At 57.6% G+C, this 24093-nt stretch carries 23 protein-coding genes and 4 pseudogenes; 10 read left to right on the top strand and 17 right to left on the bottom strand.

The annotated features are described in order from the left end of the window. Positions 1-84 precede the first annotated feature (84 nt). The 3 genes from repC (AB4Z52_RS25135) (at position 85) to AB4Z52_RS25125 (ending at position 3717) form a co-directional block, all read left to right on the top strand. Positions 85-1299, top strand: coding sequence for a plasmid replication protein RepC (gene repC, locus AB4Z52_RS25135; RefSeq protein WP_442220617.1), 1215 nt, complete (start codon positions 85-87; stop codon positions 1297-1299). Between the two features lie 228 nt (positions 1300-1527). Further along, positions 1528-3192, top strand: a complete 1665-nt coding sequence (locus AB4Z52_RS25130) for an IS66 family transposase (protein ID WP_442220616.1) — start codon at positions 1528-1530, stop codon at positions 3190-3192. Between the two features lie 75 nt (positions 3193-3267). Beyond that, on the top strand, positions 3268-3717 hold the full coding sequence (locus AB4Z52_RS25125; RefSeq protein ID WP_442220615.1) for a deoxycytidylate deaminase: 450 nt from the start codon (positions 3268-3270) through the stop codon (positions 3715-3717). 221 nt (positions 3718-3938) lie between these two features. Here AB4Z52_RS25125 and AB4Z52_RS25120 read toward each other — a convergent pair whose 3' ends face one another. Both AB4Z52_RS25120 and AB4Z52_RS25115 read right to left on the bottom strand, forming a co-directional pair. After that, entirely contained in the window at positions 3939-4478 is a 540-nt protein-coding gene (locus AB4Z52_RS25120) for a DUF6596 domain-containing protein (RefSeq protein WP_442220682.1), read from the bottom strand. After that, on the bottom strand, positions 4378-4932 hold the full coding sequence (locus AB4Z52_RS25115; RefSeq protein WP_442220614.1) for a sigma factor-like helix-turn-helix DNA-binding protein: 555 nt from the start codon (positions 4930-4932) through the stop codon (positions 4378-4380). The genes AB4Z52_RS25120 and AB4Z52_RS25115 overlap by 101 nt, the downstream gene beginning before the upstream one ends. Positions 4933-5033: 101 nt before the next feature. Here AB4Z52_RS25115 and AB4Z52_RS25110 point away from each other — a divergent pair, with 101 nt between their 5' ends. Next, positions 5034-5219, top strand: coding sequence for a hypothetical protein (locus AB4Z52_RS25110; protein WP_442220688.1), 186 nt, complete (start codon positions 5034-5036; stop codon positions 5217-5219). Further along, entirely contained in the window at positions 5147-5533 is a 387-nt protein-coding gene (locus tag AB4Z52_RS25105; RefSeq protein ID WP_442220613.1) for a ProQ/FINO family protein, read from the top strand. The genes AB4Z52_RS25110 and AB4Z52_RS25105 overlap by 73 nt, the downstream gene beginning before the upstream one ends. Here the strand turns inward: AB4Z52_RS25105 and repC (AB4Z52_RS25100) are convergent. From repC (AB4Z52_RS25100) to AB4Z52_RS25075, 6 genes and pseudogenes are all read right to left on the bottom strand, one after another. Beyond that, the gene (gene repC / locus AB4Z52_RS25100; protein ID WP_442220612.1) at positions 5425-6738 is read right to left on the bottom strand and encodes a plasmid replication protein RepC; all 1314 of its coding nucleotides are present in this window, start codon (positions 6736-6738) and stop codon (positions 5425-5427) included. The two genes, AB4Z52_RS25105 and repC (AB4Z52_RS25100), sit on opposite strands and share 109 nt — an antisense overlap. A gap of 194 nt (positions 6739-6932) precedes the next feature. After that, positions 6933-7958, bottom strand: a complete 1026-nt coding sequence (repB, locus tag AB4Z52_RS25095) for a plasmid partitioning protein RepB (RefSeq protein ID WP_442220611.1) — start codon at positions 7956-7958, stop codon at positions 6933-6935. Beyond that, positions 7955-9169, bottom strand: coding sequence for a plasmid partitioning protein RepA (gene repA, locus AB4Z52_RS25090; protein ID WP_442220610.1), 1215 nt, complete (start codon positions 9167-9169; stop codon positions 7955-7957). The genes repB and repA overlap by 4 nt, the downstream gene beginning before the upstream one ends. A gap of 955 nt (positions 9170-10124) precedes the next feature. Beyond that, on the bottom strand, positions 10125-11042 hold the full coding sequence (locus AB4Z52_RS25085) for a DUF1003 domain-containing protein (RefSeq protein ID WP_442220609.1): 918 nt from the start codon (positions 11040-11042) through the stop codon (positions 10125-10127). A gap of 297 nt (positions 11043-11339) precedes the next feature. Then, positions 11340-11603: pseudogene (locus AB4Z52_RS25080) on the bottom strand (tyrosine-type recombinase/integrase); the annotation flags it as partial. A 90-nt stretch (positions 11604-11693) separates the two neighbouring features. Then, a pseudogene (locus AB4Z52_RS25075) lies at positions 11694-12861 on the bottom strand (ATP-binding protein). A gap of 314 nt (positions 12862-13175) precedes the next feature. Here AB4Z52_RS25075 and AB4Z52_RS25070 point away from each other — a divergent pair. Further along, positions 13176-13553, top strand: a complete 378-nt coding sequence (locus AB4Z52_RS25070) for a hypothetical protein (RefSeq protein WP_442220608.1) — start codon at positions 13176-13178, stop codon at positions 13551-13553. 95 nt (positions 13554-13648) lie between these two features. On the opposite strand, the pseudogene AB4Z52_RS25065 reads toward AB4Z52_RS25070, so the two are convergent. The 6 genes and pseudogenes from AB4Z52_RS25065 to AB4Z52_RS25040 all read right to left on the bottom strand — a co-directional run. Then, positions 13649-13783 (bottom strand): annotated as a pseudogene (locus AB4Z52_RS25065) (integrase); the annotation flags it as partial. Between the two features lie 799 nt (positions 13784-14582). Further along, positions 14583-14810, bottom strand: a complete 228-nt coding sequence (locus AB4Z52_RS25060) for a hypothetical protein (RefSeq protein WP_442220607.1) — start codon at positions 14808-14810, stop codon at positions 14583-14585. Positions 14811-15076: 266 nt separating this feature from the next. Next, the gene (locus AB4Z52_RS25055) at positions 15077-15514 is read right to left on the bottom strand and encodes a DUF1810 domain-containing protein (RefSeq protein WP_442220606.1); all 438 of its coding nucleotides are present in this window, start codon (positions 15512-15514) and stop codon (positions 15077-15079) included. 285 nt (positions 15515-15799) lie between these two features. Then, entirely contained in the window at positions 15800-18496 is a 2697-nt protein-coding gene (locus AB4Z52_RS25050; protein WP_442220681.1) for a PAS domain S-box protein, read from the bottom strand. Positions 18497-18676: 180 nt separating this feature from the next. Next, complete coding sequence (locus tag AB4Z52_RS25045; protein WP_442220605.1) at positions 18677-19039, bottom strand: response regulator; 363 nt, start codon at positions 19037-19039, stop codon at positions 18677-18679. Between the two features lie 314 nt (positions 19040-19353). After that, positions 19354-20367, bottom strand: a complete 1014-nt coding sequence (locus AB4Z52_RS25040) for a sensor histidine kinase (protein WP_442220680.1) — start codon at positions 20365-20367, stop codon at positions 19354-19356. 4 nt (positions 20368-20371) lie between these two features. On the opposite strand from AB4Z52_RS25040, the gene AB4Z52_RS25035 reads away from it, so the two are divergent. Further along, positions 20372-20839 carry a DUF3309 family protein gene (locus AB4Z52_RS25035; protein ID WP_442220604.1) on the top strand — a complete coding sequence of 156 codons (468 nt, stop codon included), beginning with the start codon at positions 20372-20374 and terminating at the stop codon, positions 20837-20839. Here AB4Z52_RS25035 and AB4Z52_RS25030 read toward each other — a convergent pair. The 3 genes and pseudogenes from AB4Z52_RS25030 to AB4Z52_RS25020 all read right to left on the bottom strand — a co-directional run. Beyond that, entirely contained in the window at positions 20768-21133 is a 366-nt protein-coding gene (locus tag AB4Z52_RS25030; protein WP_442220687.1) for a hypothetical protein, read from the bottom strand. The genes AB4Z52_RS25035 and AB4Z52_RS25030 overlap by 72 nt on opposite strands. Further along, complete coding sequence (locus AB4Z52_RS25025) at positions 21133-21321, bottom strand: type II toxin-antitoxin system TacA family antitoxin (protein ID WP_442220679.1); 189 nt, start codon at positions 21319-21321, stop codon at positions 21133-21135. Before AB4Z52_RS25025 ends, AB4Z52_RS25030 begins: the two co-directional genes overlap by 1 nt. 86 nt (positions 21322-21407) lie before the next feature. Further along, positions 21408-22164, bottom strand: a pseudogene (locus tag AB4Z52_RS25020) (recombinase family protein); the annotation flags it as partial. 222 nt (positions 22165-22386) lie between these two features. On the opposite strand from AB4Z52_RS25020, the gene AB4Z52_RS25015 reads away from it, so the two are divergent. The 3 genes from AB4Z52_RS25015 to AB4Z52_RS25005 all read left to right on the top strand — a co-directional run. Further along, on the top strand, positions 22387-22680 hold the full coding sequence (locus AB4Z52_RS25015) for a type II toxin-antitoxin system RelE/ParE family toxin (RefSeq protein WP_442220603.1): 294 nt from the start codon (positions 22387-22389) through the stop codon (positions 22678-22680). Continuing rightward, a complete protein-coding gene (locus AB4Z52_RS25010) occupies positions 22673-22999 on the top strand; it encodes a helix-turn-helix domain-containing protein (protein WP_442220602.1) in 327 nt (108 codons plus the stop codon). Before AB4Z52_RS25015 ends, AB4Z52_RS25010 begins: the two co-directional genes overlap by 8 nt. Positions 23000-23348: 349 nt before the next feature. Next, the coding region (locus tag AB4Z52_RS25005) for a 3'-5' exonuclease (protein ID WP_442220601.1) at positions 23349-24093 on the top strand (745 nt) is incomplete at its 3' end.

Here is a 24093-nt window from a genome sequence, read left to right as displayed (position 1 = left end):
TCGCACTTCCTCGAAAAACTGTCAAGCGTATTGGGCACCATTTTTGGTGAGCTGATTTCTTTTGCCTTGAAAAAGGTGATGGAGATGGAATTTGGACGTGTAACGACGCCTTTTGGGCGGCGGCCGATGACGCTTGGCATGCTCGCAAACCAACTGAGCACCCGCGAGAAGGCGCCTGTTCGATCAATCGACAAGTGGAAGCTGTTTCGTGCGCTTTGCGAAGCAAGGAAGGCCGTCGGCATCTCCGACCGGTCGCTTGCCGTGCTGAACGCGCTGCTCAGCTTCTACCCAAAGACGGAGCTCTCCGAGGAGAACGGCTTGGTCGTATTCCCTTCGAACAGCCAATTGTCCCTGCGGACGCACGGAATGGCCGATACGACGTTGCGGCGCCATCTGGCAGCGTTGATCGATGCCGGCCTGATTTTCCGCAAAGACAGTCCCAATGGCAAACGATATGCGCGCAAGGGAAGGGGAGGGGTCATCAGCGACGCCTTTGGGTTCAGCATTGCGCCCCTGCTTTCCCGCGCCGACGAAATCCAACGTCTGGCCGCAGAGGCCATCACCGCAAGACAACTGGCAAAACAGCTGAAGGAGCAAATATCCCTTTGCCGACGCGACATCGCAAAGCTGATCGAGACGGCGCTTAGCGAGGGTATCGCGGGCGACTGGGCGGAGCTGCAGCTTCAGTTCGACGCGCTTTCCCACAGCCTTCCTAAGGCGCCTCTGACACAGGAAATTGCCACTCTTCTCGAAACGCTCGACACTTTTCGCGATCGCATCGTTAAATGCCTCGAAACGCACATAAATTTATCGAATGAGAGCGGCACTGACAGCCATATTGGCGGGCATATACAGAGTTCAGATATTAATCCTATATCTGAATCTGAACGCGACATGGCGACGGTTGCCAAAGCCCCATCTCCCGCGATCAATCGCAGAAACCTGTCGCGGGCAAATTCCTTTCCGCTTGACCTTGTGCTGCAAGCCTGCCCGGAAATCAGGATGTATGGGCCTGCGGGCGGGATTTTAAGCTGGAAAGACCTGATTGTTGCCGGACACGTCGTTCGATCGACATTCGCCGTCAGTCCTGCCGCCTATCAAAGGGCCTGTGAGGTCATGGGACAAGAAAATACCGCGACAGTCATTGCCTGTATTCTCGAGCGGGCACCCCAAATTAGCTCGCCCGGCGGCTATCTTCGCGATCTGACGCAAAAGGCCGAGGCAGGAGCATTTTCTCCCGGACCGATGCTGATGGCTTTGTTGCGGGCGCGCGGGAACGACGCTAAACTTGCCGCATGACGCCCACGATCGAAGTTGCGATTGATAGCCTGAATTTTATAGGGCAGGACCTTTCCTGGGTGGGGGACGGAATGGCAGAAATCAAGGGTGAGTTAGCTTCCTTAAATCTCAGAAATATGAACTATGTCAAAGCCTTGAGATTTCGACAATCTGGCTATGAAATCGTAACCGGGGCAAATTTCCGGGCGGGGGATTCCCACGGCGGACGAGTTCTGACTCAATGGGCTGATGAGCTCTGGCCGCGATGATTCTTTTGAAACGATGCCGCTTGCTGAACTACGGTCGCTGATCGTCGGTCTTGTTGGCGACGTGCGCATGTTGCGGTCGGAAGTGGACGCGTTGCGCGCGGAAAATAGTCAGCTTGTGGAAGTCAACGGCCCACTGCGTTTGGCCAATGAGGCCATGAAGGTCGAGAATGGCACGCTGCGTGACGAGATTGCCCGGCTGAAGAAGCTGCCGCCTCGTCCGCCGATAAAGCCGTCGGGCATGGAAAAGGCGACCGAGCAAGATAGACCCAGCCGAAGCGGCGACAAGCGAAAAGCGCGCGGTGCCAAACGCGATCGCGACAGGCTCGACCGCGAGGTTGTCGTCAAAATAGAGGTGCCGCCGGGATCGCGTTTCAAGGGATATGAGACCTGCCTGGTGCGTGACATCGTGCTCTGTGCCGAGGTGGTGCGATATCGTCGAGAACGCTGGGTCACGCCCGATGGAAAGACGATCATTGCACCGATGCCAGATGGGGTATCGGCAGGCTTCGGCCCGACCTTACGGCAGTTTTGCCTGATCATGCACGCACAGGGACAGGTGACCTGCGAGCGGCTGACATCGATCCTTGCAGGGATTGGCGTCGACATCTCCAAACGTCAGGTCGTCCGATTGCTCACCGCTGGTCTCGATGTGTTTTGTGCCGAAGATCAGGCGGTGTTGCGGGCCGGCTTGCAGTCGGCGCCGTTCGTGACCGTCGATGATACCGGTGCGAGGCATGCCCGGCACGCGGCCTACACCACTCATATTGGCGGTAATCGCTTTTCTGTCTTCCGTACGGGTCGGGCGAAATCGCGACTGAATTTCCTGTCTCGGCTGAGAGCCGGTTACGAGGATTATGTCATCAACGACGACGCACTTGGCTACATGCGCGAGCGCGGCGTCGAAGCGCAGATCATCGCAAAACTTGCCGCTCATCCAAACAAGGTGTTCCCATCGCAGATGGAATGGCTCGAACATCTGGCGGCATTGCCAATTGATGTCTTTGATCGCTCGTTGTTACGCGCGCTCAGTGAAGGTGCCCTATGGGGCTCGATCCGGGATCATGGCCTGCTCGACGACACGGTCATCGTTTCCGATGATGCCGGACAATTCCGTGTTGGCAATCATGCTCGATGCTGGGTTCCTGCCGAGCGGTTGGTCCACAAGCTGATGCCGGCGACACGAAAGCAGGAGAAATCCGTCAAGACAGTTCGCGATCTCATTTGGCGCTTCTATGGCATCTTAAAACAATTGAAAGAGAAGCCCTCTCCTGATTTGGCGCGAGCCCTTGGACGTCGCTTCGAGCGGATCTTCACTCTCGTGACTGGCTATGAGGTGTTGGACAAGTTGCTGCGACGATTGCATCGCCGTAAGTCCGAATTGTTGAAAGTGCTGGATTACCCGGATACCCCACTGCACACCAATGCCTCGGAAAACGATATTCGAGCATGGGTCACCAAGCGCAAGATCTCCGGCGGCACGATGAGTGAAAACGGCCGCCACGCTCGCGACGTTCTGCTTGGTCTGATGAAGACGTGCATAAAGCTGGGCGTCGCGTTCTTCACTTATCTTGGAGATCGGCTTGGCTCGTTCACGTCAGGGCCTCGCATTCCGCCGCTTCCCCATCTCGTGGTAAGCCGCGGTTAACCGGCCCCTCAGATCGCTTTTGACAGATCCAGCGATGCGGATGATCAAAACAGAAACGCATTTAGGAGACGAACTTTGGAAGGAAAACGGTGGGACCAATACGGCCTAAGGGAAGCGCGCCTGTCGGCGACAATGTCGAAAGACCCGGCGCGAAAGGTGGGAGCCTGCATATTAAGGTCCGATGGGACGGTTGCCTCCAAAGGCTGGAATGGTTTCCCTCGTGGATGCAATGACGATCCAACGCTATATGAGGATCGGCGCCGGAAGCTTCTTCGAATTGTACATGCAGAGGCTAACGCGATCGTCTCAGCGGGACAATCCTTGAAAGGTTGCACGCTGTATGTGAGCCCTCTCCACCCCTGTGCCACATGTGCTGGTCTCATAATCCAGAGTGGCATCGTCCGGGTGGTAACCGACCACATGTCTGATTCACCCAGGTGGAAAGAGGCATTTGACGAAGCACGAGAAATGTTTGGGGAGACTGGAGTCATAGTAGAAGTCGTGGATCCAGACATCTTGGACTGAGGTCAAGCGCCTCGCTACACCAGCTTCGAAGGCCCCGATCGGGTCCCGGATCGGTATTCGTCTCCTGTTGGATGCGAGATGCCCCGGCATCAGCATTGTGCCCGGAAATTTGCCCCGGTTACTATGAAATCGTGCCTGAAGGTCCGTGGGCCAAAATTCGTGGCGCAACAGGATTTTCCGAACCAGGCGCCAAGAGGGCGCACCGGCTTCTCGGTTTAATCTCAGGACTGCAGGGTGGGAGAATTGGCGCGGGCAAGCAACAGAGCGCGCTCCCGGTCAATTCGGCGGCGTGACGGAACTCCGCCCGGGCTTCCGTGCTTCGTCCCAACTTTTCCAACAGATCGCGGCTCATCTCTCAAGGCGTCGGCAATTGCCAAGCCCTGTGTCGGCCCGAACGCAAAGCCGACCGCCACCGCCCGGTTGACGTCAACGATAGGCGAGGGGGCGGGAAGGGTGAGCGCGTGATAATAGGCGGCGATGGCAATCCAGTCGGTGTCGGCGGCTGTCACCGCGCGGGCGTGGCAGGCGGCGATCATCGCCTGCAACAGATAGGGACCAGGCGTTAATGTCAGAACCATCGCGGGGTTCAACCCGTCGAGACCGCGGCGAATGAGCGGCCAATCCCAACGGCTTCGATCCTGATCCAGAAGCAAGATCGGATCACCCGCCTTGTCGATGCGGGCAGCGAAGCGCGAGGCTTGTAGCTCCATCAATACGACGAGCCCCAGCACCTCGGGCTCCTCTGGCATCAGCGCCGCCAGCGTGCGACCCAGGCGTAGCGCCTCGCCACACAGATCGGGGCGCAGCCAGTCTGATCCAACCGTCGGCACAATAGCCCTCATTGAAGATCAGGTAGACGACCTCCAGCACGGCGGCGAGGCGTTCTCGCCGTTCCTCCCCACGCGGCGTCTCGAACGGTATGGCGGCATGGCGAAGTGTCCGCTTGGCGCGCACGATGCGCTGGGCGACGGTGGCTTCCGGAAGCAGGAACGCGCGGGCGATCTCGGGCGTCGTCAACCCGCCTAGCAAGCGCAAAGCCAGGGCGGCGCGTTGCTCGGCGGGAAGGACCGGATGGCAGGCGGTGAAGATCAACCGCAGCAGGTCGTCGTTGATGTCCTCGTCGAGCACTACTTCGATGTCGGGCGTCTCGCGTTCCAACTCGGCAAGGTCGTCATTGCGGCGGCAATGGATATGCGAAGCAGGAATACCGTTCAATCTTCGTCGCTGCAGACAGCCCTGGCCATACGGCGACGCCGCATCCGTCATGAAAATTGCACGTTCAGTTGCTTGTCGGAGGACAACAAGGAGTACGACAGATGACCAAACCCTGGACTGCAAGCAGAGGCGCCATCAACGCTGGCCTTGGCGAACTTGAAATGGCCGCTACCATCAACGCGCTGCTGGTCTATCCAATTGGCCTTCTGGTCTTTTGCCTCAAGCAGACGGCGACCCGATCAAGCCTTTTGCGATCGGCGTTTGCAAGGATATTCGTCCGCTCTTAAGAGCGAATACTTTGGTAACCTCGCTCCGCCGGGCGACCTCTGCCGATACCCATTCCAAACGCTACATATTTGCCTGGGCTCAGCCGGATGCACGTCGCCGCGATATCGGCAGCAACGCGATGTCTCCGGTCAAAGTAGTGGACCGGGAGAGCTGCGCAACTCATCTTCGAAAGCCTGAAAAACAGCCTGTGCGAGACAGTCTAGATCAGCCCGTCTTCCGTCCGATTGGGCCATTGGCACGAACCAAGGACATCAGCATCGGACCGACAGCGAACTCTTCGTTTTCGGTTCGCCGCGTCAAATCGCGCAGGTAGCCGCCTGCTGAATTGACGAGCTCTCCCCTTTCGAGAATGCACGCCACGACCGTTGCGGCGTTCTCCGGCCCCATGACAGCCGCCGCTTCCTGGTAGGCCGACGGACTAACTCCGAGCATGGTTCGCACGACAACGGCTGCCGACATGAGATCGCGCCAGTTGCCGATGCACCCACCGGGGCCATAGGCGGAAATCTCTGGGCAAGCCCGCAAAACGAGACCGAGCGGGAAGGATTTCAAGTTAGCGCGTTCTCCGGCTATTGCTCCCCGCCGGTCGCCAGAGGCTCTCTTGTCGCCGGGTCGACGCCGTGCGACGGACATATCAGCCTCAATGGTCATCGTCTTGGTGACCGGTTCGGCTTTGTCCGCGATTGGCTCGCCCTGCGTCGTTTCGAAGGCTGGTTCAAGTTCAAATATAGATTCGGAATCTGAATTCTGAATGTGACGCTCATTTTGATAGGGATTGACGCTTTGTTTTATTGTTTTCAGCTGCATTTCCAATCGGTTGACGACATCTTCGCGTGCAGTGGCGAGGTCATCGAGCAAATTTTCGAGCTCTGAGGTGGTCGGATTCCGTGGAAGCCCCTCGATCAGGCTGCGAAACCCGGCGTAAATGCGTTCCCAATCTCCTTTGAGGCGCTCGGCGATCGCAGTCTCGATCAGTTTTGTGATATCGCGCCGGCAAAGGCTTATGCGCTCGCGTAGCCGCTGAACGTGAAGCTTTCCGGCAACCACTTCGGCGGCTAAGTGTTCAATCTCGTCGGCGCGCGCAAGCAGTGGCGCAAGCGAAAAGCCGAACGCCTCGTGTAACTGCCCTTCCCTGCCGCGACGGGCATAACGCTTGCCGTTGGGGCTATCCTTGCGGATAACAAGGCCAGCCTTGACCAGGCCGGCAAGATGGCGGCGGATCGTCTGTTCGGCCATACCGTGCGAGCGTAGCGAAAGCTGTGCGTTCGATGGGAAGACGACCAATCCATTTTCCTCGGAAAGGTCGTTCTTCGGATAGAAGCTGAGCAAGGCGTTCAGAACGGCAAGCGCGCGGTCGGTGATGCCGAGCAACGGCCTGGCTTCACAAAGCGCGCGATAGATCTTCCATTTGTCGACCGTCTTGGCAGGGTCAATCTGGCGACTCATCATCTGAGTTGCGAGCATGCCAAGCGTCATCGACCGCCGCCCGAAGGGCGTCGTCATATGTCCGCTGTCCATTGTCTTTCACCTTCTTCAAGGCAAAAGAAATCTGCTCACCAAACGGCGCCAAGACTCTTGACAGCGATTCCCGGAAATGCGATTCTCAAGCTGCGAGACTTTGAGGAAAGCTTCCGTGACGGCAACGTTCGGGGGCTTTTTTCTTTTGCGGTGTCGTCCTTCTCTTCATTTACGTTTAGAACAGCCCTTGCGGCTCAGCCTTGCTCGGCTTGTCGATCCGCAAGATAGGATTGGTGTAACTGCTCCAGCTTGGCGGCGACGTAGTCTGCAAACGCCGGAACTGCCCTGTCATCGAACACCAGATTTATTTTCGCGCCGGCTCGCTCGAGCGAGGCAAGCTTTACGCCCTGCCCGCTGTTGATTGCCTCCGGCTTATTCTTCGCCCGCTGTGCCGATAAGAACGCCATCACCTGGCCAAAGCGGCTGTCAGTGTCGGTGTCCTTAAATTCCCGGCTCTCCAGCAAGGTATCTAGTGTCGAGGCCTTTTTTGTCTGGGCGAGGCGCTCGGCCAGCGCGATCCAGCGCGGGCGCCCGGCTTTCGGCGCTGGTCCAATTGCCTCAATTACCCTACGTGGCACCGAATGGGCGACACTCATGAGCTTGGAGAGCTGCGTTTTTTCCATGCCAAGCGAGGACATGATGACGCGGCGATCAAACCCGCGCGCCTCCAGAGCGAGGGCGAAAAGACCGCGCTCGATATAACTGAGGTCCGAGCGGGCCGAATTCTCTTGACCCTGTATCACCACGAGTTCTTCGTCGGTGAGGTTCTGGACGACGGCCTTCACCGGGCGCCCGAGCGATGCGAGAACTCGAACGCGACGGTGACCGAAGGCGATCTGGTAGCTTTCCGGCTTTAAAGGATGCGGGCGCACCAGAATTGGACTCTTTTGTCCGGATTCCCGAATTGCATCGGTTAGCCTCTGAAAGTCCTCACCATCATCTAGCAGACGGTCGGCGACGAATGATCCTTCGATCTTGTCGGCTGGAATCTCCACGACAGCCGAGCCGGCAGCGACTAGCGCTTTCGCATGGTCGGCCGCGCTCGCAATATTTCCAAGCGAACGGCCCATAGCGCCAACCGCACCGGAGCGGATGTGCTGAAGCCTTTTTTCCGGTGCTATCTCAGCCTGCGGCTCATTGTGATCGGGCTCAGAGTTGCCACCTGGCAACTCATGCTCGCGCCTGGTGAGCATTGCCTTGAGAGTCTCCTTCCTGCTCATATCGCCCTGCCCCAGGCCTGCCTGATCAGACCCTCAATTTCCCCGTTGACGGCATCGAGCGATTCAATCGCCCTATCGTAGGTGTTTTTCGAGAAGTTCTCTCGTCCGACTTCATACAAGGTCTGTTTGGATAAACCTGCATCGGAAACCGCCGTGGACTTCAGCATGGCATTCGTCAGAACGCGCTCGCGAAACAATGAGCGCATGAAGCCGACCATCTGAGCCTGTGGGCCGTCAGACGGCTCGTAGCGCGTCACGACGTAGCGGATGAAATCATAATCGAGATCACCGCCTGCCTCTTGGACGACACTCAAAAGGTCGGACGCCATCAGCAGGAACTGGCACATCGACATTACGTCGAGCATTTGCGGATGGGCTGTGATCAACAGGCCAGTCGACGCGCAAAGGGCTCCGAGGGTCAGGAAGCCGAGCTGGGGCGGGCAGTCGAGTACCATCACGTCGTAGTCATCGGAAACGGTACCAAGGGCGGAAGCGACGCGTCCGAAGAAGGGCTCGATCGAGCGTTCGGCAAGCGCTCGCGGCGTATCGTGTTCGTACTCCATGAGCTCAAGGTTGCCGGGGACAAGGTCCAGCCCGGAAATGTAACTTTTGCGAATGATCTCGCTCAACGGTCGGCGATTGTCATCGTACCTGACAGCACCATACATCGTCTCGTTCGGTCCAATGTCATATTCCGGCTGATAACCGTGCAGAGCGGTAAGAGAGGCCTGCGGGTCCAGATCGACGGCCAGGACGCGATACCCCTGCAGGGCCAGATATTGCGCCAGGTGAGCGGCGGTCGTTGTTTTACCACTGCCGCCCTTGAAGTTCACCACAGCCATTACCTGGCAATGTTCGTCGCCACGTCGACGAGGCACATACTGCTTCCCCTTGGAATTCTCGTCGAGAACGGTGCGGATCTGATTGATCTGGTCGAGCGTGTATGACCGCCTGCCGCCGGGACTTATCGTCGGTTGAGGGCCCTTGCCGTTTAGTGAAAGCTGGCGGAGATAGGCATCGGCGATACCGATGAGCTTTGCCGATTCCACTGACGAGAACGAGCGTAGCGCCTTGTGCGACACCGGCGGGAAGAGCGCCTGCCGCATTGCCAACAACTCCTCGGACAGAGCGGCTCCATCGGCCGCAATAATCTCCGTCATCAGGCGTTTGGGTGCGAGTGGTTCCGCGAGCTGACTACGAGCCTTCGCCATAACTACGATAATTCTCCCTAGTGGACGAATATTCCGTAGGCGAACGTGCCCCGAGTCGCAATACTTGGCAAGAAAATAAGGGTTAACGAACGGACAACAGCGTGCCCAGAGAATTTCGTGGTCCGAACTCTTCGGTCCCCGAGAAGAACGAGCCTGATCAACACCTGCGCGACGTCGCCGCATCGAGATCTCGACCCGCGTCCAGACACGTCACCTCGCCAGTTGTGTGTGGCGTGATGGCCCCGACACCACCCGGCTTCCAGCCAGGTCTGCTTCATTCAAGATTCAAGGCTCGAGTGTCCTGCGTCAAGCGACGTAGGCTATAGCGCCGGGACGGCCCGGGCTTTGTCACTGGCTGCCACCGGTCCAAGCCTCCGAATGTCGCCGTCGAGCGCCCTTGGTGGATAATGGCGGGCGGGTCATGGTCGAGCCGACGCGCTCGGCAGGCAGGCGCGAGGGAACCCTGTAAGGGGTCAAAAGGCGCACTCGGCCGCGGTCGCGGTCGGCAGTTGCCATGTGGCAACTTTTGTTGGGCCAATGCCCCGGTAAACTGAGTTGCCATGTGGCAACTTATTCGGGCTGGCCCCAGCCCGGTAGGCGTGTCGTCACAGCATTGCCAATACGGCTCTCTTCAGCGCCTTCCATACTCCGCACTTTGTGAACATCCAGTCCGACGTATGTGATAGTCTCGTCCATGGCCCGTCTCTATGTATGAGGCCCTACGAGAGCATCGCTCTCGCAGCCGGGATTCAGGCGCATGTCAGGACACCCTGCGGTCCAACAGGCCCTCCGCAACCAGTACTTCGAGTCTCCCGGTCTCCCCAGTCTCCATGTCCCTGCCCAAGCGTAATCTGATCGAACCGTCGTGGTTCGTACCCGTATGCCCGGTCGTGTGGGAGGGGGCGGCGTCGCGAGGCGTCCCCTTATCGCGACCAACCCCAACTGTCCACATAACCTAGTCCGTCGAGCTTTCTGGCATTGGCGGCTTGGTGGTGGCTCCAGGCGTGCCCTTCAACGTATTGGCCTTCGCTTTCGACGCCTTGCTGACCTTCAGCGCGCGGCTCGCTGCCTTTGCCTGCTCCAGCATCATCTCGATTTGAATCTGCTGGATTTCAGTCAATCGCTCCCATTGGCGATTGAGAAGATGATCAACCTTTTCATGGAGGTGGCGGATTTCCAGTTCGGCTTTCAGGTTGACCTTGTAGTCGTTGAGTGCGCGCAATCGATCCTTTGCTTCCTGCCGCCGTTGGCTCATCATGATGATTGGCGCCTGCAGTGCCGCAATCGTCGAAAGGATCAGATTCAACAGAATGAACGGATAGACATCGAAAGCTGCTGTCGCGCCTAAGGCTAGATTTATACCCATCCATACCGTCAGGAACAGGCAGAACGAGATTATGAAGGTCCAGCTGCCGCCGAATGACGCAACGATATCGGCCATTCGGTCGCCGATTGACCGATGATCCTCGTAATCTTCTTCGATATTCTCGGCCAAGGTGTCATGCGTCTTCAGACTTTCGACAACCTCGTCCTCGAGATTTGAAAGCTCGCCCCGCTCGTCCCTCAGCAATTCGGCGATATACTGGCCGCGATAATCGTCCATCGCCTTTCGGCTGATATAGTCGTCGGAGCGGATTCCCGGGTGCTTCTGGCGCATGAACTCCGCAAGAGACGGGCGTAGATCGTCGAAATGCACAGCGTCCTTCTTTTTGAGCACCGCGCCGGTAATTGCATCGACCAGTTTGACGGACTTCGCTTTGGCCTGGGCAAGGCTTTTGGTGTAGTCGTGCATCTCAACGGTCGCGGCTTCGCCTTCGCCCGCATCGAAGTCGACTATTCCCTCCGCCGAATCAAATGTCTTCGCGTCTGTCATTTAAGAACCCCTTTTTGTAGTTTCCCGCCCGTCTAACCAATGATCAGAACAAGAATATGACAGTTTATTAGCGGTGAAGATCGGGTCTTGGCATTATACAGTCCCGTTGTTTGCCGCTTGACCGTTGAAGGCTAAATCGTTCCGAAAGCCTATCCGGGACATTCCTGGAAATCCGTCGGATTGTTTCCAACGGCGAACGATTCCAGCAACCTTTTGGGCACCATCATGTTGCCTTGCAGTATGCATCTTTCAGTGGACAAATTCACCGGCTGCCCCTTCTATGACGCGTGACCGCGCTCAGATCATCAGCTGCGCCGCCCGAGCGTTCTTCCGTTCGGCGTTGTTGCAAAAGCTTGCCGCCTGGGTCAGTGATTTGTGTAGCGACTGCTGCATCGCTTCGGCGAGCGGAATGCCGCGGTTGGCGGCCTCGGTTAGATAGCCAGAACGCAAGCCATGCGCCGAGAACATCATCGGATCGAGACCGGCTTGCCGGACCCGAGCCTTCAGGATCAAGTTGATCGATTGCGGCGTCAGGGGCCGCCGGTCGAGATTGCCCCAGTGTTTGAATGGCAGCGCTATCGCATTGTTCCCGCATTGATGCCCAGAGAGATACTGGAGCGGGCTTCTACAGGCGATGCATCTATCCATTCACTAGGTAAGGTCAACCAGCGCTTTGCCTATCGAGGCTAGGGGCATTGCTTCGACATCGTGCTTTAGGGAGAAAGTTTCCTGCCCAGGGTAAACGACGATACGTCGTGCTGGGTCGAGATCTTCGCATGCAAGATAGAAGCCCTTCTCGAGTTTCGGCGTCAGGCTCCGCTTGATTTGTATAGCCCAAGGTCGTTCACCCGGGGGCGTCAGAAGGAGGTCGATCTCCGCACCAGCCGACGTCCGGTAAAAATTGCACTGAGTTCCGGGCGGTGCTGCTGCAATCAACGTCTCGATCACTAACCCTTCCCAGCTTGCCCCGGCGCCCGGGTGTCCGAGTAGGTCCTCCTGAGTGGTCAGTCCCAAAAGGGTGTGGATGATGCCGCTATCGCGAACATAGACCCGCGGTGATTTGACCAGGCGCTTGCCAACATTCGCATGCCAAGGCTCAAGGCGTCGCACGAGGAGTAGATCAACCAGGAGATCGAGATAGGAGGCGACCGTCTTGCCATCGACGCCGAGGGAACGCGCGAATTCTGCGGCATTCAGAAGTCCGGATTGACGATGTGCGAGCATGATCCAGAAACGCCGCAATGTCTCGGCAGGAATACGAGGACCAAGCATTGGAATGTCTCGTTCCAGATAGGTTCGTATGAAGTCCTGCCGCCAGCGCTGGCTTGCACGATCATTTTCAGCAAGGAAACTATCCGGGAAGCCGCCTCGCACCCATAGCGTATTCAGATCATCAACTGGCACTTCCAGGCCGTCGATCGGACGCATTTCAAGGTAGGCGATGCGACCGGCCAGCGTCTCACCCGACTATTTCAATAGATCGATGGATGCGGACCCGAGCAGGAGGAAATGGCCAGCCTTCCTCCCATTTCGCCGACTCCGATCGATAAGCCCACGCAAATTCTGAAAAAGATTTGGTAGCCGGTGAACCTCATCCAGGATAACAAGCTTGTCGCTATGCTGGCTGAGATATAGTTCTGGCTCGGTGAGTTTGGCGCGGTCGGCATCCGATTCCAGGTCGAGATAGATTGATGGGCGCTGTTCGGCTATGGCGAGAGCCAGCGTAGTCTTGCCGACCTGACGCGGGCCAATGAGCGCAACGGCGGGCCTCGAATCGATCAACTCAGTCAGTTTTTGTAGATATTCGACGTTCAATCATCCTTGCATTGATGGAGTATAATTCCGCAATTGCAAGGAAGATTGTTGATGCCTGGGCTGCGTCGGCTGGCGCGTCGCGCGTCGTTCACGTTGCTGTGCGCTAAAGGCTCGCCGCGTCGGTCGTTCGGAACGCCATCTTTAACCCAAGGTCGATGACTGGATTGATTTCTACCGCGACCGATGGCGTGGGGCCTTAACTCCAACGGTCGATGAACGGCAGCGAAACGCAACATTCACAGCCTGTTCAGCGCGCCAATGTCATCAAGTAACCAGAAAGAGCCTTACCTCCCAACACAGGCTCTGATGGAGTAGCCGATGAAAAAGATCATTCTCTCGACACTTGCCACACTGGTCGCGACCGGCAGCATCTTCACTTCCTATGGCTCCGCGAGCGCACATGATTATCGCGAGCACCGGCACGGCGACAGGGGTGCTGCCATCGTTGGTGGGCTGGCGGCGGGGCTCATCGGCGGACTGGTTGCCGGTGCTCTCATCGAGGATAGGGATCGTCCGCGGTATGATGAAGGTGCAGATTATCGCTACAGCCGCGGCCCGCGCTATGAAGGTAATGTCGGTTATCGCGACTATGGTGACTCGGGCTACCGTTACAGCGGTGGTCCGCGTTACGAGGACAACTCCGGTTATCGCGATTTTGACGGAACAGGCTATCGTTATGACAGTGGTTGGCGTTGATACAGACCACGTAGGTTTCCAGCGTTCTATGACGGCGATCTGAATTGCCCTCGTAGAACTTTTGCGCCAACTGTGCGATTTGAGGGTCAGTTCCGTCAAATCACCAGCTTTGCGGCCCGCCCGTTCTTCCGTTCTGCATTGTTGTAGTACCTTGCAGCCTGCGCCACCGATTTATGTAGCGACTGCTGCATGGCTTCCTGAAGCGGGATGCCGCGGTTGGCCGCTTCAGAGTAGTTTCGATCGCCAGATCAGAGTAACGCGGCTGGCCTCCGTTTGTCTTGCGTCGGTCGATGGGAGGCGTTGGGCTTATGCGGCATGCTTGTTGAGTTCCCTTATAATTTCACCCATCTTTCCATTTGGCATGCACCCGGTTTAAAGTCCGGTTTATGCCGGCCGCCCGAAGAATACTTACAATTCAGTGGGTCAAACAGAGATGGAAATGCGGGTCATTTCCTGGTTGAATTCAACAGAGAGAGGGCATTTGGTCGCCGTCCTCAGGCAGAGGGCTTCATCCAGTCTCCGCTCAAACCGCTGGATCCCGGCCCTGCGGCGTTGCCATCTTCCGGCGACAAGCGCTCCGCGTGCCATTCAAGTCCCGTCGCAACAACCGGAAACGACGAAAATCGTGTAAGGAACATCAACTCGATAGGAGCAGTGGCTAGCGAAACGATTTGGGGTCCCGTATAGTCTTCTCATGGCAATGGAGGTTGCCTGAGGAGGACTTTATGAGCGAAAGAGCATTTGGTTTTTTGTTGGCCGCTGAAATGTCCGCCCTTTTCTGGGCTGCGTTAGTCATGGTGGTATTCTCGACCTCGTAGTTGAAGGCGAGGGGCCGCTGGCGCTGAGCCGGGGAAGGGCTCAGCCCCCTGGGCGCATATGCAATTGGCGCTCGTCCAATCATGCTAAAGTGATTTGGAAGCGCCGTGGAGATAAGCCGCCAATCGCAGACAGGTAGCGCTTGTTTGTCATCGCGCCGCAACTCCCTTATCACCATGGGGAGATTTCCGACTTCGAATAGGCCGTTCCACCCTAATTCTGAACGCCGTCAGGGCCCGGCTGCGCAGGCGTGTTTTTGATGTCTTGCTGCTTGTTCTCGCTTCTGTCCGTCGGTGCCGATTGCGTCGGCTGGCTGGCCGGAGCGCTGTTGTCGATTTTGCTTGGTTGGGCGATCGAGCCTGTTGATTCGATATGCTGACCCCGCATTTCGACTCCTGCCCAAGCGATCGCAGCCAGAACCAGAGCAGCAATCAGGATCACGAAAACGCGCATTCCGCGTCCGCCTTGCCTCGCTTGGGTTGGCGAAAGAGATGCTTTGGCTTTGATCGTCGTCATGGCTTGCACCCTTTCGGGTTGTTGATCTTTCGATCAAACCCTCGCCGCCACCTATAGTTCCAGGGTTGGAGCCAATCAGATCGAACTACGTCCAACAGTAGGCGTAGGGACGTCGCTCCTCAAAGTTGTCGCGCGCTGATGCTTAGGGTTGCGCGATTTCAGGGGTGGGCTCTGATGCACTGCCTAGGCCTTCACGCGTTCGATCCTCGCAGAAATTCGAGCGTCAATTCGTCGGCCTCGCCTTTGAAGAAGCGCTCCAGGGCGCGGTTGAACACAGCATCGTTGGAGACGGCTGCAAACAGCGTCATGCAAGATCTGAACTTGGCATCATCGGGATATCCAAGGACATCCCTTGCGTTCACTCCCTTGAGGTCAAGCATCGCGCGGGTCATTTCAGTGAGCCGGGAATAGAGAATGTTGTCAGAAAGATAAGCCCTGGCTTCCGCCTCGGATCCAATGGCATATCGCAACGCCATCGGCGAGATGCCGAGCCCGCTGACCTGCGGAAACATGAACCACATCCAGTGTGAAAGCTTCTTTCCATTCCGCAGCTCCGCGAGCGCAGTTTGATAGACGCCTTCCTGCGCTTCCCTAAAACGACGTAGATCGTAGGTGTGCATACTGGTCATGTCTGAAACTCAGAGTTCGACTTTGACATTGTCGCCCATATCGGGTGTTGCGAGGGAGACCGCCGTTGCGGCCATTTTCATTCGGCCCCAGACTTTCCGGTCTTGCGTTCTGGGCAATATTTTTGTTCCGAGCATGTTTCGGCCATCAATTTCAGGAGAGGGCCGATCGGTCCAGGCTTGGTGATCGTAACAAAACGCAAGCCGTATTAAAGAGAAATCGACAGCGGCCAACTCATGGTGAGCCGAGCACCCCACGCCACCGAAGCCGGCAACGATGAACGGCTTTTAGCGTTGATTTTCCAGATAGATGGCCAGATCGCCCACCAGACGGCGGGACTTGCCGATATCGGCGTCTTCGGCCGCCTGCTCGAGCTCTGCGCCGAAATCGGTGATGGCTTGGAAGCCGAACGCCCCGCCCGATCCCCTCATATTGTGGCCAAGGATCGTCACCGCCTCAAAGTCAGCCCGGTCCAGCGCGTCGCCCATGGCGATGGCATCCTGTCTACAACTCTCTAGGTAGGCGGGGACGCGGGCCGCGAGACGGGCGCTTGGCTGCCGGGATACAGAGGATTCCCGGAGGTCATCGTGTTGCCGAACGTGCAACGCGCTCGCGGAGTAGTCCTTGATCGCCTGCAGCAGGACATCCTGTTTGATAGGTTTAGTCAGATAGGCCGTGCATCCCGCTGCCAAGCAAGCCTCTCGGTCGCCCTTCAAAGCTGACGCGGTCAGGGCGATGATTGGGGTTGGCGCACGGTCATTGGCTTTTTCCCAAGCTCGGATCGTGCGTGTAGCGGTTAGACCGTCCATGACGGGCATCTGCCGATCCATCAGCAGCAGGTCATAGTGGCCGGCCCTGAACATCTCGCAGGCGATTAGCCCAGTCTCCGCGACATCGACGAAATAGGGCGTATCTTCGAGGTACGCTAAGGCGATGATGCAGTTGTCCGGAGAATCCTCGGCCATGAGGATGCGCAGGGTAGGCAACGGAGCCTCTGGGCCGGCGCCGACGGGCGCGCTGACAGGCCGCTTGGCGGCGACCCAGATCTCGAACGGGACGGAAAAAGCGAAGACGCTACCCCGCCCCATTGTGCTGGTCACCCAGATCTGACCGCCCATCAACTCGACCAGGCGCTTGGAGATCGTCAGGCCGAGGCCTGAGCCGCCGAACCGGCGCGTCGTGGAGGAATCGGCCTGGGTGAAGCGCTCGAAGACGCGCGCGAGCTTGTCGTCGGCGATGCCGATGCCGGTGTCCGACACCGAGAACCGAAGAGCGGTCGGGACGGTGCCATCTTGGTCCCTTTCGACCTTCAGGCAGACCTTGCCAGTCTCCGTGAACTTAATGGCGTTGCCGAGCAGGTTGAGTAGCACCTGACGGAGGCGAGTCGGATCGCCGACCAGATCGTTGTAAACGTTCGCCGCGATCTCGCAGACCAAGGCCAGCCCCTTTTCCTGTGCCTTGGGTGCCACCATCTCTATCACCTTCTCGAGGTGGTCGCTCAACGAGAAGCCGGTCTGCTCGAGGTCGAGCTGCGAGGCCTCGACCTTGGACAGATCCAGGATGTCGTTGATCAGGTTTAGAAGGTTGTCGCCTGAGCGGCGGAAGATCTGGACGTATTTGTCCTGCTCGGGCGTGAGCGAAGTCTTGGCCAGCAGGTCGGCGATGCCCATGACCGCGTTCATCGGCGTGCGGATCTCATGGCTCATGCTGGCGAGGAATTCGGACTTCGTCCGGCTGGCGCTCTCGGCGTCGGCCTTGGCCTGCTGCAACTCGGCCTCAACCCGCTTGCGTTCGGTGACGTCGCGCGCTGCCGCAAAGACACCCTGCAGCGTACGGCCTCGGTCATAGAAGGTGGTGGCGTTGTAGGAGACCACGGTCTGCTTGCCGTCGCGCCGTCGCACTGTCAGCTCGTAATCGGTGAGCGATTTTTCAGCGAGCACGCGCCGGATCCCCGCCTCGGCGCGCTCGGGGTCGGTGAAGCAATCCTTGAACGGCGCGCCGATCAGCTCGTCGCGGGTCGAACCGGTCAGCGCCTCTGTCTGTTTGTTGACGTCGGTGATGATGCCCGCGGGGTCGGTTGTGATCAGGGCGTCGATGTTGGATTCGATCAGCGAGCGGGTGTAAAATTGCTGATCGCGCAGGCGCTGGTCAGACTTCTTCTGCTCTTCCTCGACCAGTTTTCGCGCAGTGTTGTCGGTGCCGATCAGCAGGTAGCCAATGATGGCGCCGGCGGCATCGCGCAGCGCCGTTACCGAGACGACAGCCGGGAAACGGGTTCCGTCCTTGCGGATATAGGTCAGCTCGTAGATGTCCTCGATGCCGCGCGAGGCCTTGAACACCAGGGCTTCGAAACCGGGCTCGATCGGGGTCGCCAGTTCCGCGCTCAGGGCACGGGCCCGGACGACCAGTTCTTGGGGATCGGAAATGTCGGCCGGGGTAATGGTGTTGACGACGTCGCCTGCCGCGTAGCCGAGCATGCGCTCGGCGCCGACGTTGAAGATCTGGATCACGCCCTTGGCGTCGGTGGCGATGCTGGAGAAGTTGGCGCTGTTGAAGATCGCGCTTTGCAGCGCGCCGGCTTTCAGCAGTGCCTCTTCAGCCTCCTTGCGCGCGGTGTTGTCGGTGCCGATCAGCAGGTAGCCAATGATGGCGTCTTGAGCGTCGCGCAGCGCCGTCACCGACACCACGGCGGGAAACCGGGTTCCGTCCTTGCGGATATAGGTCAGCTCGTAGATGTCCTCGATGCCGCGAGAGGCCTTGAACACCAGCGCTTCGAAACCGGGGTTGATAGCGGTTGAAAGTTCCGCGCTCAAGGCTTCAGCCCGTGCGATCAGTTCCTGGGGATCAGAGATATCGGCCGGCGTGATGGTGTTCATCACCTCGGCGGCCAAGTAGCCGAGCATCCGCTCGGCGCCAACGTTGAAGATCTGGATCACGCCCTTGGCATCGGTGGCAATGCTCGAGAAGTTGGCACTGTTGAAGATCGCGCTCTGCAGCGCGCCGGCATCGACGATCGATTCTTCCGTCAGGCTGGAGATGGCGAATCCAGTAGCCCGAGCGAGCGGAGCCTCCTCGCCTGTTTCCGTCTTCGAAATAGAGATGGAAAATTCCTAACTCAAGATAAACGGGCCGTGACGCTTTCAAATTGAAAGGTTCACTCGAAACTAATGGAGCAGCTTGCGCACGGCGAACTCCAGCTGCGCCGGTGAATATGGCTTCTGTATGAACTGGCCACCCGCGACGAACATGTCGGTCATATCATCGGTGAGCGTGCTACCGGACGTATAGAGCACCCGCAAGTTCGGCCTGATGCCGATGGCTTGATTGGCGACATCGTATCCGCCCAACGCCAGCTTGTTGAGGCGTATGTCAACGAAGAGTGCATCGATATGCTGAGTGGCGGAAAGGTGTAAAAGTGCGCCGCTGAGGTCCTCTGCAACTAGCGGCGTATGTCCCAGATCCTCGAGAGCCCACTCGGCGGCCTGACGAATGAACATTTCGTCCTCGACCAAAAGAACAACGGCCATCAAAGGGCCATTGCGTGTGATCGTGGCATTTCAAATATCCCCAACGCGTCCCCTGTTTGGCTCTCAGCGTGCTACACGAAACCCGTGAACCATGCAAAGGTTTACGGCGATTTCTGACATTATCTCAGAGCCACTGTGCGCGACTTGCCCCAATGGCGGCGGGCAACAAATTGAAGCGCGCTCGGACGACGCGTCTCGTCTTATACGGTTTTCGTAGGAGCAAACACATGACGGCAGAGCACTCGTGTCGATTGTTTGGTGGCCAGAGGTGGCGCCGATCTTAATTGGCGGCCATCGGTCCGGCAACTTCTGGTTCAGACATGGATCACGCCAGCTCTCGTTCCGGGATTTGCATCGGCGTGACTGAACTTGGCATCGAGCTGCCTTGCCATCGCATCAACGATCCCGGTGCCAAGGCCTGGCTTCGAAAGTGTCGGATCGGAGGGAATGCCGACCCCATCATCGCTGACCGATAGCGACCATCCAGCCTGATCGGAATGGTAGTCAACGATGATCTTGCCACTTCGATGAGCGGGGAAGGCGTGCTTCAGCGCGTTGATGACCAATTCCGTTACGATCAGGCCGAGGCTGACCGAGACATTGGCCTTGGCGCTACTGTCGTCGACGTTCACTTCGATGCAGATTTCTTCCGGGTCGAGGATCATCGAAGCCCCGAGGCTTTTACAAAGCTCTATGAAATAGGGACGCAGTTGCACATCCCCCTGACTTGACGTCGCAAGCTGGCGCTGAACGGCGGCAATGGACATCACGCGGCCATGGGCAAGCTGTAAATGCGAGCGGCTCTCTTCCGACTGGACCTTGCGGGCACTCTGCAACAGGATGCTTGCAATGATCTGCAGGCTGTTGGCGACACGATGCTGGACCTCCTGCAGCAGGATTTCCTTTTCGCGCAGCAGGTCGTTTTTCAGCCTTTCGGCAAGGCGGGCATCGGTAACGTCGGCGATGGAAAGGAGCACGCGGACGCCGTCGGTGTCATCGTAGTCGAGTTTCTGGGCGTTCAGGACCAACCGTCGACAGCCTTTGCCCTCGCGCTTCAGGTCCATTTCGTAAGCGTGGATGGCCGCACTTCCAGACGCCGTGGCTTCCAGCAACGATGACAATTGCCGCACGTTCCATTCTCCATGACCGAGCGCGGCCAATGGGCGATTTGAAACCAATGCCGGATCAATCTGGAACTCGCGGCAGAACGAGGCACTGCCGGCGATCACCATTAAGGTGCCATCCAACAGCAACAGCGGCGCGCTGGACGAGGCGACGATTGCAAGGCCAAGGCTCATCACGCCATTTGGCGGAGGAGATGCGGCAATTGTCATGAATAGTGTCCCTTGGGGGACCGGAGGCTCGCGGAGCGAAAGCCTTCCCCGGCTAATACATTGCTGGGTCGAGCTGCAGTATTTCTTTTGGTTCTTGGAACCTATCACGGATCGCCCTGAAAAGTACGGAAATCGATCAAAGCCGCTTTTTGCCTGGGTGCCTGAATGGAACGAAACCCACGGCCGCACATTACTCATCGTTGGGGTACGACAAGGGCAACGCACCGCGCAGCCAAGCGTGATGGAGATGACCAGGGTTCCTCAGCCACGAACGAAAGACAAGCCTGTGGGAACGATCCTGATAATTGTAATTTTGATTTTGCTGTTTGGCGGTGGCGGCGGTTATTACGCACACGGCAGATATGGAGGCCGCGGTCTCGGTGGCATTCTTGGTCTAGTTCTGGTCATTTTGATTATCCTGTGGCTTGTGGGTGGCCTTCACGGCTTCGGCAGCGGCGCTATCTGATCGCGCATCGGCGCCGAATGTGACGAGCAGCGTTGGCAACGTCGATCGCTCTTGAGCCGACGGTTGCGCCCCGTCCACGGCGACCACGTTTGAGCCCCCCATGCTGAATCTTATATTTGAGATTTCAGGGTCTCGGCAAAAAAATGACAGTAGTCGCTTCCAGTGTCGTTTCGCACCGGCCTTGTTGTAGACGGTGTTGCGATCCGGAACGTTCAGCCGCGTTGCATGCTGATGTAATTCTCGGATCGTGATGCCGTCTTCCCGCATCCGCCCGGACGAGGGGATGAGTTTCATCATGGGGCGCCGAGACCACGTGGACAGCTGTCGTTTGGCACTGAAAGTTTCAGATATTCGGCCTTTTCGACGAGTTCACGTGCCTTTGGCAGCACCGTGCGGAGGATAAAACCCGCTACATTGAGGTGTTCGAGTGCAGCGGCACGTGCAATTACCGCTTTCTCCTCCGGCGGGATCCTAAGCTCGATACGATCTGGTTTCGGTCAGTGGACGGGCCATTACATTTCTCCTGCATAAGTGTTGGTATGGTACGGATTCATTCCGTACGCAACTTGACCAGCCGCATCAGATGATCCTCCGGTGGCCGCCGAGGAGAGCGAGCAAGCAATTCCGGCTCGGCGAGTTTCTGGCTCACCATACGGTGGACTGCACGACGCAGTCGTTCGACAGTCCAGCCATGACCTTTCCGATTGAGGATCCGGACGACATCGTCCCAACTATGCTGTGGGCGCAACTGCCGCACGGTCGGCAGCCATGCCTGAGCCGACACAATCAGTTCGTCCAGATAGGCGCGGCCACGAGCGGCCGAGACCGCCCGCGCCGCCTCAGGCCGGCGCTCCCGAAGCCCAGGATTGCCGGCAAGTCTGCCGCGCGCCTTGGCAGCTTGCATGCCGGACTTGGTTCGCTCCGCGATGAGCGCACGTTCAAGCTGGGCCACGGCGCCGAGCACCTGCAAGGAAAACATGCCCTGCGGCGTGGATGTGTCGATTGGATCGCGCAGGGACCTAAAGTGGATGCCCCGTTTCTCGAGATCTTCGATGACGTCGAGCAGATGGCTGACCGATCGGGCAAGGCGATCCAAACGAACGACGACGAGCACGTCGCCGGCGCTGAGATCTTTCAGCAGCTTGGTAAGGACCAGTCTTGCGCGTGACGCGCCTGATCCGTGCTCCTGATGAATGCGGTGGCAGCCGGCTGTCAGCAATTCGTCCACCCTGCGCGTCATTGAGCTGATCGTCGGTCGAAACCCGGGCGTATCCGATCAGTCTTTGGGCGAGGGGAGGGGGACTGGCCTTTATCGCTTTCGTCATTGATTTTCGACCTGCTTTTAGTGGCGTTTGTACAGATAAGGAATGGGTGAGAAAAGGTTCCTTTGTTTACGCGTTGGATCAACGCCACCATTGCATTACATGAGTACGCGCCGTATATATCCTGAAGTATCTATATCATTCAGGATATGAAATGCCGGAATGGAAGGTCGAGTTTCATGACCGATTCAAGGGCGAGATCACAGATCTCCAGGCGATGTCCGGGTGGAATTGCTCGCACAGCTTGTGCTGCTTCGCGAAAAGGGGTTTCGACTGGGACGACCTGAGGTCGGCACACTCGAAGGTTCCAAACACGCGAACATGAAGGAACTGCGCATCAAGGTGTTGAAGGTTCAATGGCGGTTCGCCTTTGCCTTCGATCCGGAACGAAAGGCCGTCGTCCTCTGCGGAGGTGCGCAAAGTGGCATGAGCCAGAAGCTGTTCTACAAGCGGCTGATCGACCTGGCGGACAGACGATACGATGAGCGTTTGGGCAAGTTGGAGAAGAAACATGGATGATCTCGATAAGCTGATACAGTCGCTCCCCGACGAAGAACAGCGCGCAGTTGTCAAGCGCACTGAGGAGCTTGTGACTGCGCACAATCTGCGTGAATTGCGGACGCTCGCTGGGCGGACGCAAGAAGACGTTTCTGCCGGGACCGGTTTTAAGCAGACCAATGTCTCGAGACTCGAGAAGCGCGCCGATATGAAACTTTCAACGCTTCGCGACTATGTCGAATCCCTCGGCGGCACTTTGAAAATCGTCGCGGATGTTGCCGGCAAGAAAGTCGATCTTTCCAGCATTGCAGAACGCTCCCGACACGGATCAAAGATCTGAGCGAACCAGTGGTAGGGGATGGCCCTTCCAGGCCGGCGGACTTGGTGAGATTGACGCGGAAACGGTCCCTACGACGCTGATACCCGCTTACAGTACTTCCAACGTAAGCGCGTAGGATACCCCATCTATCTTTCGGACTGCTGATCGGCGATTTTCGCTACAGCTGGTATGCCCTTCCTTTCTGGACGCTTCTGCGCAACGACCCAAGAGCTGTGACTGCGTGAAATTGAGCGATTGCAAAACTTGCTCGCCAGGTTGGCTGAAATCGCCTCCTCACCAACAAGGTTGATCTGCCGATCGTGCCGTGTTTTGAAGTAGGCAAATTGGCGGCGGGGCTTTGACAACAGGAATGGCAGAACAGTTTGACATGTTTTCGGAGCAGGCTCCACGGAACCAGGTGGTTGCGCGTGGCCCCTCCAAATCCGCCAAACCCGACAAACATGCCATCTCCATGAGTGAAGAGGATATGGTCCGACATCTGTCGGAAACGGGTCGATATCGGATCCTGCAGAAACTTATGCCGCGCGCAATCGTACCATCTGCCCGACCAGCGTACCCCCTCAAGGGCATCATTCTCGACACCGAGACCACGGGCCTCAACGCTCGCAAGGATGAGATCATCGAGATTGGCGTGATCGCTTTCACCTTCGATGCGACAGGAAGCATCGGTGACGTGACCGGCATCTATAGTGGACTTCAGCAGCCAAGCGTTACCATTCCCCCCGAAATCACCAAGCTCACCGGGATCACAGATGATATGGTGGCCGGGCAGTCAATCGATATGGCTGCGTTGCAGGCGCTGATTGAACCGGCTGATCTGCTGATCGCCCACAATGCCGGTTTCGACCGGCCATTCTGCGAGGCATTTTCTCACCTGTTTTCCGGTAAGGCCTGGGCTTGCTCCAACTCTGAGATCGACTGGTCGTTGCGGGGATATGAAGGCACCAAGCTCGGATATCTGCTCGGGCAAGCAGGATATTTTCATGAGGGTCATCGTGCGGTCGACGATTGCTTTGCCCTTCTGGAGGTCCTGGCTCGAGAAATCGACGGACCGGCTTCCACCGCTTTCGCCGAGCTCTATGAAGCAAGCCAAA

The sequence above is a fragment of the Rhizobium sp. 2YAF20 genome, from assembly GCF_052114685.1.
Classification (GTDB): Bacteria; Pseudomonadota; Alphaproteobacteria; order Rhizobiales; family Rhizobiaceae; genus Rhizobium.
Note: the sequence above shows the minus strand (reverse complement) of the source record. Positions and strands in the feature narration are given on the sequence as shown.

Bases quoted from the DNA above. Each gene is read 5' to 3' on its own strand.
- AB4Z52_RS25035 (WP_442220604.1), top strand. From the start codon at position 20,372: ATGAATAGTGTCCCTTGGGGGACCGGAGGCTCGCGGAGCGAAAGCCTT.
- AB4Z52_RS25070 (WP_442220608.1), top strand. From the start codon at position 13,176: ATGAAAAAGATCATTCTCTCGACACTTGCCACACTGGTCGCGACCGGC.
- repB (WP_442220611.1), bottom strand. From the start codon at position 7,958: ATGAGCAGGAAGGAGACTCTCAAGGCAATGCTCACCAGGCGCGAGCAT.
- AB4Z52_RS25055 (WP_442220606.1), bottom strand. From the start codon at position 15,514: ATGACCAGTATGCACACCTACGATCTACGTCGTTTTAGGGAAGCGCAG.
- repC (WP_442220612.1), bottom strand. From the start codon at position 6,738: ATGGACAGCGGACATATGACGACGCCCTTCGGGCGGCGGTCGATGACG.
- AB4Z52_RS25110 (WP_442220688.1), top strand. From the start codon at position 5,034: ATGACCAAACCCTGGACTGCAAGCAGAGGCGCCATCAACGCTGGCCTT.
- AB4Z52_RS25130 (WP_442220616.1), top strand. From the start codon at position 1,528: ATGAGCTCTGGCCGCGATGATTCTTTTGAAACGATGCCGCTTGCTGAA.
- repA (WP_442220610.1), bottom strand. From the start codon at position 9,169: ATGGCGAAGGCTCGTAGTCAGCTCGCGGAACCACTCGCACCCAAACGC.
- AB4Z52_RS25010 (WP_442220602.1), top strand. From the start codon at position 22,673: ATGGATGATCTCGATAAGCTGATACAGTCGCTCCCCGACGAAGAACAG.
- AB4Z52_RS25045 (WP_442220605.1), bottom strand. From the start codon at position 19,039: ATGGCCGTTGTTCTTTTGGTCGAGGACGAAATGTTCATTCGTCAGGCC.
- AB4Z52_RS25030 (WP_442220687.1), bottom strand. From the start codon at position 21,133: ATGAAACTCATCCCCTCGTCCGGGCGGATGCGGGAAGACGGCATCACG.
- AB4Z52_RS25085 (WP_442220609.1), bottom strand. From the start codon at position 11,042: ATGACAGACGCGAAGACATTTGATTCGGCGGAGGGAATAGTCGACTTC.
- repC (WP_442220617.1), top strand. From the start codon at position 85: ATGGAATTTGGACGTGTAACGACGCCTTTTGGGCGGCGGCCGATGACG.